Origin of the sequence: Mesorhizobium sp. M0052 (assembly GCF_040323255.1) — a bacterium.
In the GTDB taxonomy this organism is placed as follows: domain Bacteria; phylum Pseudomonadota; class Alphaproteobacteria; order Rhizobiales; family Rhizobiaceae; genus Mesorhizobium.
On sequence record NZ_JAMYUS010000007.1, the window covers coordinates 282,950 to 296,605 of the forward strand.

The following is a 13,656-nucleotide window of genomic DNA, read 5'->3' on the forward strand; positions in this document are numbered from 1 at the left end:
CAACTTACGCCGAGTTTCGCAAATCCACTTTAATCCCGGCTAACGTTCGAAGGGTTCGCCAAGCGAGGCGACACCGTTCAGCCTGAGCAAGCGGCGGTCCGCCGAGATGACACCGAGCACGACGATCGTAACGAGATAGGGAAGGCTGGAAAGCAGTTGCGATGGCAAGTCCAGACCGGTCGCCTGGGCGGCGAGGCTCATCAGCGAAACCGCACCGAAGAGGCAGGCACCCAGGAAGATGCGGCCAGCGAGCCACGTACCAAAGACAACGAGTGCGATCGCGATCCAGCCACGTCCGGCAATCATACCGTCCGCCCAAAGGGGCGTGTACACCGCCGCCGCATAGGCGCCGGCAAAACCCGCCATCATGCCACCAAAAGCTATGGCCGCGATACGGATAGCGATGACCGGATAGCCGATGGCATGGGCTGCCTTGGGATTCTCGCCGATTGCCCTCACGACAAGGCCGACTCTCGTATAGGCAAACATCGCCCAGATCGCAAACGTCACGGCAAGGGAAAGCCATACGACGATGTCCTGGACAAACAGCCTGCCGACTACCGGGATTTCCGAGAGGCCGGGAAAGGCAAGTTTCGGGAGCCCCTTCACCGTCAAGCTCTCGTAGCTTTTGCCGAACAGCGCCGAAAGGCCTTGGCCGAGAATGCCGATCGCAAGGCCTGTCGCGACCTGGTTTGCCCGGAATCCGAGTGCCAGCACTGCAAAGACGAGGGACAGGACGGCGCTACCGAGGCCGGCGGCAACGAACCCCAGCAGGTGTCCACCGCCGTGGTAGACGACGATGAACGCGAGCACCGCGCCGAGGGCCATCAGGCCCTCTACGCCGAGGTTAAGAACACCGGCGCGCTCGACCACCAACTCGCCGAGTGCGGCAAGGAGAAAGGGGGTTGCCGCTGCGAGCATGCCCGAAATAATGAACTCGACGGCGTTCATGGCTGGCTCAGGTGATGGGGGCGGCGCCACTCGATGCGGTAGCGCACGAAGGCCACAGCGCCGAGATAGGCGAGCAGCAAGCTGCCTTGGAAGACGCGGACGGCGGCGATCGGCAGGTTTGCCGACACCATCGCATTGTCGCCGCCGATATAGAGGACAGCCATGAAGAGCGCGGAAAAGATGATGCCGACTGGATGCAAGCCGCCGAGATAGGCGACAATGATGGCCGCATAACCGTAGCCGGTCGAGATCGAGCGCTGCAGCTGGCCGAGCGGACCCGCGACTTCCGCCGCGCCTGCCAGTCCCGCCGCCATGCCACCGATCAGAAGCGATAGCCAAATCGCACGCCCTTCGCTGAAGCCGGCGTAACCGGCCGCGCGCGGGGCAAGGCCGCCGACCTTGAGCTTATACCCCATGAAGCTTCGCTGCATGAAAACCCAGGCCACCAGCGAGAGCGCAAGTGTGATGAGCAGCGAGACGTTGACGCGGGTACCGGTGATCAGGGTCGGCACCATCGCGTCGTTCTGAAACATGACGGATTGTGGGAAATTGAAGCCGGCCGGGTCCTTCCATGGGCCGAGCAGCAGGTAGTTGAGGACTTGCGCCGCAACGAGGCTCAGCATCAGGGAGACCAGGATCTCGTTCGCATTGAGCCTGACGCGCCAGAAGGCGGTGATAGATGCCCAAAGTGCACCGCCGAGGGCACCGAGAAGCAGCATCAGCGGCCAGATCCACTGCCCGGTCGCCTGCGGAAACCAGACGGGGATCGCCGAGGCGAAAATAGCGCCCAGGATAAACTGGCCCTCCGCGCCGATGTTGAACACTTTTGCGCGGAAACCGATCGCCAGCCCCTGAGCAATGAGGAGAAGGGGCCCCGCCTTCAGCAGCACCTCCGCAAACGATGCCCAGGAGAGGAACGGCTCGAGAAGCATCGCGTACAGGACGGCCGCCGGATCTCGGCCTATCAGCACATAAAGGCCCAGATTGAGGATGATCGCCATGCCAAGCGCGACAGCCGGGGCCAGCATGGCCGCGACGAGCGAGGCATGCTCCCGGCGGACGAGCGCGGGGAGGAACGTCGCGGCCCAAACGCTCATGCAGGAACCTTCTCTGGCGAGGCATGTGCTCCGATCATGTATCTGCCGATGTCTTCGGGGCGCGTGTCCCGCGTGACCAGAGGCGGACTCAGCATTCCATGATGGAGCACCTGGATGAAATCGCAGAGTTCGAAAAGTTCCTCGAGTTCCTCGGAAATTACGAGGATCGCCACGCCCAGGTTGCGCAACGCGATGAGCCGCCTTCTGATGGCGGATGCAGCGCCAATGTCTACACCCCAGGTCGGCTGCGCCACGAAAAGCAGTTTTGGCGACAGCATCATCTCGCGACCGACGATGAATTTCTGCAAGTTGCCGCCGGACAGCGAGCCCGCTTCGGCATCCGGGCCGGAGGCGCGGACGTCGTACCGACGGATGCATTCGCTGGTGAAAGCCGTCGCTCCGGCGCTGTTGATGAGGCCGCGCCTCACGAGATCGAAAGGATGGGCGGTAAGAACGGTGTTGAGCACGAGCGACATTTCAGGGACCGCGCCGCGTCCCAGCCGGTCTTCGGGCACGAAGGCGAAGCCAAATCTCCTGCGCGCGGCCGCATCGAGTGTGCCTACGTCGCGGCCCATCATGTAGATCCGGTCGCGTTGTTCCTTCAGCAGCATCGCTTCGCCCGAGATGAGCGCGGCAAGCTCGCCTTGGCCATTGCCCGATATTCCGGCTATGCCAAGGATCTCGCCTGATCGTACCGTGAGGCTGATGCCGGAGAGCGGCGTGGCAAAGGGGTCGTCCGGCGTGTAGTCCATGTCGATTATTTCCAGCCGCTTCTCCCCCTCGGGCATGGCCAACGCGGGCATCACCTCGGGCATGTCGCGGCCGATCATCATCCGGGCGAGGTCGTGCGCATCATAGTCGCGCGGGTCGACGGTGCCGATAACGCGCCCTCCACGCAAGACCGTCGCCTGGTCACAGATCGTGCGAATTTCCTCCAGTTTGTGCGAGATGAACAGGATGGACACGCCGCGGTCGCGAAGGCGCCTGAGCGTGTCGAACAGCTTCTTCACCGCCTGCGGCGGCAAGACCGAGGTCGGCTCGTCGAGAATGAGCAGCTTCGGGTCCGTCATCAGGCAGCGGATGATCTCCACCCGCTGCCGTTCGCCGACCGAGAGCGCGTGCACATCGGCGAGAGGATCTACTTCAAGGCCAAAATCCTGGCCGAGGCTGCGGATGCGCCCCGCCAGCTCCGCCTTGCCGCCGGGGACGACGAGCTGGATGTTCTCGACGACAGTCAGCGTCTCGAACAGCGAGAAATGCTGAAAGACCATGCCGATGCCCCTGCGCCGTGCCTCAGCCGGCGAGGCAAGGCGCAGAGGCTCTCCGTTCCAGACGACGGTGCCTTCGTCCGGCTGTTCAACGCCATAGATGAGCTTCATCAGCGTCGATTTGCCCGCCCCATTCTCCCCGAGGATCGCATGGATCGATTGGGGCGCCACGTCCAGATCGATGGCTTCGTTAGCCCGGATCTGGCCGTAGCTCTTCGAGATGCCGCGGAGCGACAGAAGGGGCGGGGTCATGACTTACTTCGGCAGTGGTGTGGTGACACCCTTGACGTGCCAGTCCATCGCGACGATCTCGGGATCCGCTATCGTCGCACCGGCGGCGGCGGCTTCGCTGCCGTCGGCCTTGGTGATTGGACCTGTGAAGGGCGAGAAGCTGCCGTCGGCGATCTTCGCCGCCACTTCCTTGATCTTCGTCATCGTGTCGGCTGGGATATCTGAGTTCCAGTCCACGACCTCCACCACCTTTTCGGCGACGCCGAGGAAGGTGTTGGCGCCCTTGAAGGTTCCGGCCAGATGGGCATCCACGGAAGCCTTGAAGAAGGGCGACCAGTCCGTCGCGATGCAGCCGAGATATTTCTTCGGTGCATATTTCTTCATCGACGAATTGAGGTTGAACGCGTAGACGCCAGCCTCCTCGCAGGCCGAGATCACGGAGGGTGTGTCCTGCGCGTTCGAGAAGATCACGTCGCAGTTCTGTGCCATCAGCGCCTTGGCGGCTTCCTGTTCCTTGGCCGGGTCGAACCAGGAGTTCACCCAGACGACCGATACCTCGATATCGGGATTTACAGTCTGTGCGCCGAGCGTGAATGCGTTGATCGAGGTGATCAGCTCCGGAATGGCGAAGGCCGAGACGGAGCCGAGCTTGCCGGTCTTGGAAAGAGCTGCGGCGGCTATGCCGAGCAGGTAAATGCCCTGGAAATACTTCGCCGCGAAGGGCGAGAAATTCGGCGCGGTCTGGAAGCCGGAGGCATGCAGCACGGTGACCGCAGGATCGCGGCGGGCGATCTGTAATGCACCATTCTGGTAGCCGAATGAGCCGGCGATCAGGAACTTGTTACCGTCGGCGACGGTCTTGTTCATGATCCGGTCGGCGTCCGGCCCTTCGGCGATGTTCTCGATGACGGTGATCTTCACCTTGTCGCCGTACGCGGCCTTGACCGGCTCGAGGCCGGCGGCGAGCGCATGGCCCCAGCCGACATCGCCGACCGGCGACGGGAGCACGAGCGTGATACCGAGCGGCTCGTCGGCCGCAAAGGCGGGACGGCTGCCAAGCGCGCCGGCAAGCCCTGTCGCGGCAAGGCCCTTCATCAGAGTTCTGCGGGTCAGATAGTTCAGCATGTCAGTTCCCCTGTCTTAAGTTGTTAGAATTCCACCGCGGCAAAAGCGGCTTCCGCGTCCGCAGCAAGCCGGGTCTCGTTCAGCCCGGTAAACGCACCCTTCTCCCAGACGATGCGGCCGTTGATCATGGTCATGTCGGTGGGCATGCCGATGCCGACCTTGGCGATCAGGCTCAATGGATCGTGGCGCGTGCCGACATAATCCATGCGGCGCGTGTCGATCGCGAAGAGGTCGGCGGCCATGCCGGGCGACAGTCGGCCGATGTCATTGCGGCCCAGAAGCGCGGCCCCGCCCGTTGTCGCATAGCCGAGGAAATCGACCGGCGCAGGCACGGGATGAGCGCGCGTCGAGGCCGCCAGGCATTGCAGCATGTAGGCGGAATGGATGCAGTGCATGAGGTTGGAATTGTCGTTCGAGGCAGCACCGTCGCAGCCGAGACCGACGCGCAGGCCAAAGGCGGACATGGCGGGAATATCAGTCACCTCCGCACCCACCAGATAGACCGGCTCAGGGCAATGCGAGACACCGGTGCCGCTCGCCGCCATCAGCCGCAGTTCGTCATGCGTCAGCTCCCAGCAATGGGCATAGAAAGTGTCTCGGCCGGCAAATCCGAGGTCCTCGAGATAGTCCACCGTACGCATGCCATGGCGGGCCTCGATGATCGGGCTTTCGCCCTCGCCGACATGGGTGTGCATCCGCACCCCGCGATCACGCGCCAGCGAAACCGATTCCACGAAGGTCTCGCGGTAGCAGTTGACCGGCTGGCAGGGAGCGACCACGACCTGACGCATGCTGAAGGGACTGGTGTCGTGATAAGTGTCGATGAGGCGTGCGCAGTCGGCAATGAATTCGTCCGTGGTCTCCAGCATCTCGTCTGGAATGGTCGAGCCTTCCGATTTTGGCAGCGTGTTGCCGCCGCGGCCGGCATGGAAACGCATGCCGAGAAGATCGGCCGCTTCGAACTGCCGGTCGATGAGCCGTTTTCCGGCATGGCGCGGAAAATTGTACTGGTGGTCGAAGGCCGTCGTGCAACCGTGCTTTATCATCTCTGCCATCGCCGTGATCGAGGCGTGGTAGAAACAATCCTCGTTGAGCCGGGAGAAGATCGGATAGATCCGGTCGAGCCATTCGATGACCGACAGCTTCGTCCAGTCGAGTTCGGCACGGTTGCGCACAAAGCACTGAAAGAAGTGATGGTGCGTGTTGACGAGGCCGGGATAGACGAACCAGCCGTCGGCGTCCTGCACGATAGTACCGGCCGGCAACTCGCTTCTGTGCAGGCCTTGCCCGATTGCCTCGATCTGCGGGCCATTCGTCAGCACATCGACATTGCGCCGGACGCTCGGACCCCTGCCCTCGTCGGTGATGACCGCTGCGCAATTCTTCAGGAGATAGCCGGTCACCTCACGCCTCGTCCAGCATGGGTCGCGGTTCGGGCTTCAACTCGTGCAGCCGGTGGATACCGGGCATTTCGATGAAATTGTCGAGGCTGCGGAGCGCTCGCGACCAGAGCCGGATCGTGGGATACGGATCGAGGGAAACGCCGCCGTCGGGCGCGAGCGCGACGTAGGGAAAGCAAGCAATGTCGGCAATCGTCGGCCGGTCGGATGCGAGAAACCGATCGCCACGCATTTTTTGTTCGAAGAGGCCGGCTTCCAGCTCACGTAGTGCCGCTATGCCATTGGCCTGAAGCGCACCGATGTCACCGGGACGCAGCAGCATCTCATGCAGGCGCGCGCCGCCGAGGTTGGCGGTCAGCCTGTGCGAGAAGGAAAGCCATTGCTGGATGCGCGCCGTCTCCTCGGGGGCGCCGCTGCCGAGCCAGGCCGGTGCTGCCTTCGCGGCGAGATAGCCAAGCATGGCGGAAGACTCGGTCAGGATCAGGTCGCCGTCTTCAAGGATCGGGATGGAGCCTCCCGGATTAAGCGCCATAAGCTCGGGGCCACGATGCTCGGCGCCGGGATGGAAGTCGACCGGGCGGATTTCGAGCTTCACACCTGACAGCGTGGCCATCAGGCGCACCTTGTAGCAACTTGGGGAGAGGATGTAGTCGTAAAGCTTCATTGTGCCACCAATTGCGCGCCGTAGGTATAATTGTGGCGCTTCAGCCAGCGGCGATAGGCGACCGAGGTCAGGTCGGCGCGCGTGGGGATTTCCATGCCGGGATCGAGCGGCAGAAGACGCGGGATCTGGTTTTCGAGGATCGAGCGGTCCTGCAGGAAAATCGTCTGCTGGAAATGGATGAGATCGGTCAGTGGCGTCTCGTCATCGAAAAGCGCCATCCATGGCCAGACGTCGCAGAGATCCTCGGCAAGCGGCTGGACGAATAGCGTAATGACATCCCATTCGTCCGGGCGCGGCGGGCAGGTCTTGTAGAGGACTGAGCAGGTCGGAGCCGGCACGCGGTACATGTATTCCGTCGTGATACCTCCACTCGCGGATTTCGCCGCCTGCGGCTGGTAGAACTTCACCTGGGTCGCCCATACCTCGTCCTCTTCCTCGCGGATCTCGACCTTGTAGTTTTCGACCTCGGTATGCGGCTCCGAGCCGAGGATGTCGGTATGGACGAAGGGGAAGTGTGCGATGTCGAGGAAGTTCTCGACGGCGCGGAGCGGCGAGCAGCGCACCCGCACCACGCCGACATCGACGAAGCGGCGCCCGGGCTGGTCTGCCTCGGGAATCGGAAAGACCGGTTTCTTCGGTTCGCCGAGCGACGACCAGATATGGCCATAGCGCACCGAAACCGGCAGCACGCGCCCGTTTTCGCCTGTCACTTTCGCCGCGCCATTGGCGTCGAGCGCAACCTTGATCGGCTCGTCCATCAGGGTGGTCTCGCGCCCATAGCGGTCGAGCCGGCTGAAAAGCCCGACCGGATACCATTCGTGGCGCATCGCATCGTCGATCATGGCACAGTCCCTTTCGCCTCGATCCCTTCGGCCATGCGCCGAAGGCTCTCGGCGGCTCGCGAGGCCGCGATGCGCTCGGACGCATCGCAATCGGCTGGAACAAGGACGTGGATCAGCGTCTCGCCGGCTTCCTGCGGGATAGGCAGCAGGCGGATTGCCGGCGCGCCGGGTGCCTGCCAGACGCATCCTTCAACGGTGGCCTTCGTACCGGCAGCGACAAAGAGCGCCGAACTTCCGGCGCGGGCCGTCAATGAACGGAGCGGGACGTAACCCTCAAAAAGGGGTGGCTTGCCGTCAGGCTCTCCATCCGCGACCCAGATGATCCCGCCTGCCTCTTCGACCAACCGGGTCGCAACTCGAATCGTCTCCGGCGGCGTGAGGCTGGGATGGGCAGGAATGCGCAGGCACTGACCGGCCTGCGAATAGGTCCAGCCGTGATAGATGCAGGAGAGCGCCTCGCCGCGCACGAAGCCATGGGAGAGGCGCATGCCGCGATGCGGACAGCGATCCGCCGATGCCGCCAAGCGCCCCGATTGGCTTCGCCAGAGGGCAATGGGACCGGCGGGCGTCCGCGCCGGCATTACCTGTCCTGTTGGCAGATCCTGGGTAAGGGCGACCGGCACCCAGGTGTCCGTCTTGTCGGACAGCATGACCTTACTTTCCGTACTGATACTACTGTTTCCCGACCAGAGAGATGCCGGCGCAAGGAGTTGGCGAACCGCTCGATGCGGCTGACGTATGCATAATAATTTCGCAATTGCAATATTGGTTAAATTAAGTGCAAACCGAGGTAACCACACGCAAAGCTATATGTTTTTTTGCTCGACAGGCGCGCGGTCGATCGTCTCGACCCAGACCTCAATGGGCCCAAGCGAACATCCCATCTCCATCATGTCGATCAGCTCCGCCGCACCGGCAATATCGAGTTCGATGCGATCGGTGCTTGCATGAGCGATGTGGTGCGCGAGACCGAGCTTGGCCGCATGGCGCATGATCCAGGGCACGAAGGACGCGGGTTCGAGGTGGCCGCGAATGGTCATCCGCTCATGCAAGCGGTGTTGACTTTGCTTCATCACGAACGGAACGCGCGCCTTGGTGTCACGGTCAGCAGCATAGCGTCTGACTGAACGGGCGGAAGTGGTAATCGACGCGCCAATAACACCGTATGGACTGATCGGCTATGCCTGCACCCGGGCACTGATGCATGTCGCCCAGAAGTGCCGCGGTTCTGGAACAACGACATGCATTAAACAAAGACTTTAAAGCGATCGCATGAATCCGTTTCAGCGCGACGCGCTTTTGGGTTATCTAAGCTAATGTAATACATCGGTAAGTTGGCGCACCCGACAGGATTCGAACCTGTGACCTCTGCCTTCGGAGGGCAGCGCTCTATCCAGCTGAGCTACGGGTGCCTTCAAGGAACCTGAAAACGAACCAGCCGATAGGCCGGCCAGCCACGGCTTCTTAGCGGAAGCCGGCGCGGGCTTCAACGGGCAATTGGCGTGGCGATATTTTCGAAGCCGCCTTGCGCGGCCTGGCAACTTCGCGTCCGCCCTGCAGCCTCAGCCCGGGACTCACCCCGCCACCTCCACCTTCGCCACCCGCCTGCGCACCCTGCGCGGCGCCCGCTTCGCCTTCTTCGCGCCGGTCAGTTCATGCATCGCGTCCAGCTGCATCTGCTGCATTTCGGCCAGCCGCGTCCATTGGCGCGAGATCAGATAGTCGAGCTTTTCGTGCAGATGGCGCACTTCCAGCTCGGCTTTCAGGTTCACCCGGTAGTCGTTGAAGGAGCGCAGGCGGTCCTTGGCCTCCGTCCGTCTCTGGCTCATCATGATGATCGGCGCCTGGACGGCGGCGATGCAGGAGAGCAGCAGGTTGAGCAGGATGAAGGGATAGGGGTCGAAGGCGCTGCTCACGCCCGCGATCAAATTGATGCCGACCCACACCGCAAGCACGCTGCCGAACGAGATCAGGAACCACCAGCTGCCGCCGAAAGCCGCCATGTTGTCGGAGACGCGGTCGGCGAACGAGCGGTGCTCCTCGAACTCCTCTTCCGAGTTTTCCGAGATCGTGTCCTGCCTGGCGATCGATTCGACCACCTGGCGGTCGAGTTCGGAGAATTCGCCATGCTCCTGCTGCAGTAGCTCCTCCATGTAGCGCATGCGGTAGCGGCCGAGCTCCTCGCGGCTGATGCGGGCGCCGCGCGGCAGGTCGGGATGATCGGAGCGGATGCGGTCGGCCAGGCTCGGCCTGAGGTCGTCGATGCGCACCAGGTCACGCTTGCGGAACTTTCTACCTGATATCGCCGACGGCTTTCGCTTCGGCTTCAGGCGGCCATGGGGTTCGGAGTCCGGCACATCGGGCGCTTCCAGCGCCTCGTCGGCAACCAGTTCGGCGTCGTGGGCGGGCGGCGCCTCGAAATACTCGCCGCCGCTGTCGTTTTCATTGTCGGCCTGTTCGGATGGTTTTGGGCTCATGATGCCGGCTCCTGCTGTCGCGCCCACGATACGCCAAGGCGAGGCGGCATAGCCACCGCCGCGGTGACGATTGCGGGCTTGTGCAAGCGCTTGTGATGAATGCCTGCTGCAATTGCCTGTGGCGGCGCAGCCCCCCGGGGCCTCGCTCGCCTGCTGCTCGGCAACCAGACCGCCGAAGTGCTGTTGCCGACGGAGGTCGCGCCTGCTGCAGAGTTAAGATGAGGCAGCGATCCTTCACGACCCCCCTCTGTCCTGCCGGACATCTCCCCCTCAAGGGGGGAGATCAGATCTCGCCATGGCTTCGCCAAACACGAAAAAGAGGCGAGACGCCGAAGCTGCTAATCTCCCCACTTGAGGGGGAGATGGCCGGCAGGCCAGAGGGGGGTGCTGTCCCGCCGGCGTTTCAGAGTTCCTCCACCCAACGACGGGTTCTATTGCGGCGGTAAACCAGGCAACTGCGACCCCTGCGCCGGCAAACCAGGCGGCGGCAGGCCGGGCGACGCGGCCGGCTGATCTCCCGCAAACATCAGCCGCGTCTTCGTATCGGCCATGGCGGGCGACAGGCTGCGCTGGATCAGCGCTTCGACATGGTCGTTGCGCTGCCTAGCGCTGTCGGCGCCCATCACCACCACGATCAGATGCCGGCCGTCGGCATTGTAGGACGTGACGATATTGTAACCGGATGCCCTGATATAGCCGGTCTTGATGCCGTCGACGCCGCGCACCCGGCCGAGCATGTCGTTGTGGCCGCGCACCAGCCGGCCGCGGAACATGAAGTCGCTTTCGGAGAAATAGTGGAACTGCTGCGGGAAGCGGGCGCGCAGCGCCATCCCCAGCGTCGCCATGTCGCGCGCCGATGTGTGCTGGCCATCGTCGGGCAGGCCGGAGGCATTGCGGAAGACGGTGCTGCTCATGCCGATCTGGCGCGCCTTCGAGGTCATCATGGCGGCGAACTGGTTCTCCGAGCCGCCGAGATATTCGCCCACCGCCACCGCCACGTCATTGGCCGACTTGACAACGATCGCCCGGATCGCCGAATCGACATCGATGCTCTCGCCGCGCTTGAAGCGCAATTTGGTCGGCGGCTGCCGGGCGGCATTCTCGGAGACCGGGATCTGCGTTTCCTTCGAGACACGGCCGGACTCCAGCGCCTCGAACAGCAGGTAGAGCGTCATCATCTTGGTCAGCGACGCCGGATAGCGTTGCGCCCTCGAACTGACCTCGAACAGCGTCTTGCCACTGCCGGCATCGATTACGATGGCGGCATATTTCTCCTGCGGCGCCGGCACCGCCAGCACGCTGTCGGGCGGCGCGGTGGTGCTGCAGCCGGCAACGAAGACGAGCAGCAGCAAGGCCGCGACGAATTTTTGTATGAGGGAGGGGAAATGGAAGTTTGGCAAGGCAAGTCCGGCGTTGCTGAGAGGGCCGGAACCTAGCCTAACCCATTGTGTTCGTCCATTTGGTTAACGGCGGAGCTGCCGATGACGCTGCCAATCTCCCCCGCAAGGGGGGAGATCAGATGTCGCTTCGGCTTCGCCAATCATCGGCGCTGAAACGGCAACCTCGACATCCGCCCACCCGCCCGAAATCGCCTGCTTCCTGTCCTGTTTTGCCTGCGGGGTCGCGGTGCTGCTATAGAGGCGGCAATTGCTTGGGGGGATTTGACAATGACCGGTGACATCGGCGCGGCTGCGCCATCTCTTATCAGGGCTTCGCTCAGCCGCACCGGCAAATGGGCCGGCAGCGTCGCTTTCATCGGCGGCGCTGCTTCCGACATCCTCAATCCGCTGGCGCCGTTCGCCGCCTATATCGCGCTGGTCGCTTCGGTTGCCGCAGCCGTCATCGCCATTGCCATCGTTCTGCGGCTGGTGCTGGCCGCCAAGGCGCTGCCGGCGCTGATCTTTGCCACCAGCGCTGCCGCCGTCGCGGGCGGCGTCTATGGCCTGCAGCAGCAGACCAATTCGCAGAACGGTGTGATCGCCGGCCTGGTGCCGGCCATCGCCCAGTTGCAGCAGCAGATGGGCATCGTCTCGGCCAGGGTGGCCAGGATCGAGCGAACGGTAACCGAGACGAAGCTGGCGGTCGACCAGGTCAAGCAATCGACCGACGCGGTGGCGAAGAAGACCGAGGAAATTGCGTCGACCCAGCAGCAGCAGGCTGAGCAGGGCGCGCAGACGCAAAAGTCGGTAGAGGCGGTCAAGCAGACGACCGAAACGCTCGCTGCCGGCCAGCAGAAACAGGCCGAGCAGGCGGATAAGCTTCAGGCGACCACCGAGCAGATCGCCGCCTCGATCGACACCATCGCGAAGGGCTTTGCCGCATTGGCCGCGCAGGGCGGGACGATCGCCGAGCCGAAGCGGCCGGACGAATTCTACCACAATGCCCGCGTCTACGAGCTTTCCGGCGACATGCTGAATGCGCGGCGCTCCTATCTCGCTTTCGCCGGTTTCGACGTCGACGCCGTCGATCCCTACACACGCTTCGCCACCCTGCTGCGCGTGCAGGACGGCAAGGCCGGCGCCCGCGAAGTGTTCGGCGCCCTGGCCGACAAGGCCAAGGCGCTGTCGATCAAGCTGGTCCATATCCTGCAGTTCGACGATGCCCAACGTCTCGACAAGCTCAACGCCTTCATCGCGGCCAATCCGGATTTCGCACCGGCCTATTACCTGCTCGCGCAGGAGTTTTCCGAGGATCGCCTCGGCGTCCAGTCGCTGTCCGACAAGCGCAGCGAGGCCGAGGCGCTGACCAGGTTCGTCTCCTATGAAAAGGAAGGCGGGCTGCTCAAATATTTCGTCGACCAGACGCAGCTCGCCGACTGGCTCGACCGCAGCCGTACCCGCCTGACGGCGCTTGGCGACGTGCTCGACCCAGCACGCTTTGCCCCGACGCTGACGCCAATGCGCTCCAATGCCGGCTGGACGATCTCCATCTCGCTGCCCGAGGCCGCGACCGGCATTTCCTGGCGCATGGGTGTGTCAGGTCCGTTCACCGACACCGGGCTGATGGCGATGAACGACCAGCGCACCGGCAAGCCGATGCCCAATCCGAGCTTCGAATTGCCCGACAGCACCACGGCCACCACCATCGGGGTCAAATATCTCGATCTCAGGGGCCGCGAGACCGGGCCGTTCGACATAAGTTTCGATCCGGACGCGGCGCTGCAACAGGGCAACAAACAGATCCTCGACCAGTTCTGGACGTCGTGGATCGCCTTCGACGCCAGCGGCAATCACGGCCTGGTCTATTTCTCCCAGATGCTGTCATTCCGCTGCGGCATCAAGGAGGTGCGCTACAGCTTGAACGGCACGGCGCTCGACAAGGAGATCAAGCTGCCGCCTTGCGACAAGAAGGACCCGTACGCCATTCCTTATGACTACCAGCCTTACTTCAAGGTCGCCGACAACGTGACTTCGATGGCGGTGCAGGTCACCTACACCGACGGCACCAAGTCGCCGGTCCGGGAGTACAAACGGCAGTAGGCGTCCACCCTCCCCCTTGTGGGGAGGGTCGATCCGCGGTTGTGTGCGTCAAGTTCTGCAAAATGGGCGATCATGATGCTGGTCATGCGGCTTGGCGCAGAGCGAGCTTCTTGTGCTCGCGC

Annotated in this window: 12 protein-coding genes and 1 tRNA gene; 1 reads left to right on the plus strand and 12 read right to left on the minus strand. The window is 63.1% G+C overall.

Going from position 1 to position 13,656, the window contains the following annotated elements; all coding sequences use genetic code 11:
• Positions 1-39 precede the first annotated feature (39 nt).
• The 12 genes from NKJ77_RS12320 to NKJ77_RS12375 all read right to left on the minus strand — a co-directional run bounded on the left by NKJ77_RS12320 (position 40) and on the right by NKJ77_RS12375 (position 11,455).
• Positions 40-951, minus strand: coding sequence for an ABC transporter permease (locus NKJ77_RS12320; protein WP_023700481.1), 912 nt, complete (start codon positions 949-951; stop codon positions 40-42).
• Positions 948-2,048, minus strand: a complete 1,101-nt coding sequence (locus tag NKJ77_RS12325) for an ABC transporter permease (RefSeq protein WP_023695008.1) — start codon at positions 2,046-2,048, stop codon at positions 948-950. The genes NKJ77_RS12320 and NKJ77_RS12325 overlap by 4 nt, the downstream gene beginning before the upstream one ends.
• Positions 2,045-3,568 carry an ABC transporter ATP-binding protein gene (locus NKJ77_RS12330; protein ID WP_023699370.1) on the minus strand — a complete coding sequence of 508 codons (1,524 nt, stop codon included), beginning with the start codon at positions 3,566-3,568 and terminating at the stop codon, positions 2,045-2,047. The genes NKJ77_RS12325 and NKJ77_RS12330 overlap by 4 nt, the downstream gene beginning before the upstream one ends.
• 3 nt (positions 3,569-3,571) lie before the next feature.
• Complete coding sequence (locus tag NKJ77_RS12335) at positions 3,572-4,669, minus strand: BMP family ABC transporter substrate-binding protein (RefSeq protein ID WP_352535276.1); 1,098 nt, start codon at positions 4,667-4,669, stop codon at positions 3,572-3,574.
• A gap of 26 nt (positions 4,670-4,695) precedes the next feature.
• The gene (locus NKJ77_RS12340; RefSeq protein ID WP_352510631.1) at positions 4,696-6,075 is read right to left on the minus strand and encodes an amidohydrolase; all 1,380 of its coding nucleotides are present in this window, start codon (positions 6,073-6,075) and stop codon (positions 4,696-4,698) included.
• A gap of 1 nt (position 6,076) precedes the next feature.
• Complete coding sequence (locus tag NKJ77_RS12345; RefSeq protein ID WP_023699368.1) at positions 6,077-6,736, minus strand: glutathione S-transferase family protein; 660 nt, start codon at positions 6,734-6,736, stop codon at positions 6,077-6,079.
• Complete coding sequence (locus tag NKJ77_RS12350; protein ID WP_023742256.1) at positions 6,733-7,578, minus strand: aromatic ring-hydroxylating oxygenase subunit alpha; 846 nt, start codon at positions 7,576-7,578, stop codon at positions 6,733-6,735. Before NKJ77_RS12350 ends, NKJ77_RS12345 begins: the two co-directional genes overlap by 4 nt.
• Positions 7,575-8,228, minus strand: a complete 654-nt coding sequence (locus NKJ77_RS12355) for a Rieske 2Fe-2S domain-containing protein (RefSeq protein WP_023819712.1) — start codon at positions 8,226-8,228, stop codon at positions 7,575-7,577. Before NKJ77_RS12355 ends, NKJ77_RS12350 begins: the two co-directional genes overlap by 4 nt.
• 156 nt (positions 8,229-8,384) lie before the next feature.
• Positions 8,385-8,618, minus strand: a complete 234-nt coding sequence (locus NKJ77_RS12360) for an acylphosphatase (RefSeq protein ID WP_023832684.1) — start codon at positions 8,616-8,618, stop codon at positions 8,385-8,387.
• 295 nt (positions 8,619-8,913) lie between these two features.
• Positions 8,914-8,990, minus strand: a tRNA-Arg gene (locus tag NKJ77_RS12365).
• Positions 8,991-9,152: 162 nt separating this feature from the next.
• Positions 9,153-10,055, minus strand: coding sequence for a DUF1003 domain-containing protein (locus NKJ77_RS12370; protein ID WP_352535273.1), 903 nt, complete (start codon positions 10,053-10,055; stop codon positions 9,153-9,155).
• 431 nt (positions 10,056-10,486) lie between these two features.
• The gene (locus NKJ77_RS12375) at positions 10,487-11,455 is read right to left on the minus strand and encodes a D-alanyl-D-alanine carboxypeptidase family protein (protein WP_023833279.1); all 969 of its coding nucleotides are present in this window, start codon (positions 11,453-11,455) and stop codon (positions 10,487-10,489) included.
• A 267-nt stretch (positions 11,456-11,722) separates the two neighbouring features.
• Here NKJ77_RS12375 and NKJ77_RS12380 point away from each other — a divergent pair, with 267 nt between their 5' ends.
• The gene (locus NKJ77_RS12380; protein WP_023833278.1) at positions 11,723-13,534 is read left to right on the plus strand and encodes a methyl-accepting chemotaxis protein; all 1,812 of its coding nucleotides are present in this window, start codon (positions 11,723-11,725) and stop codon (positions 13,532-13,534) included.
• Positions 13,535-13,656 lie beyond the last annotated feature (122 nt).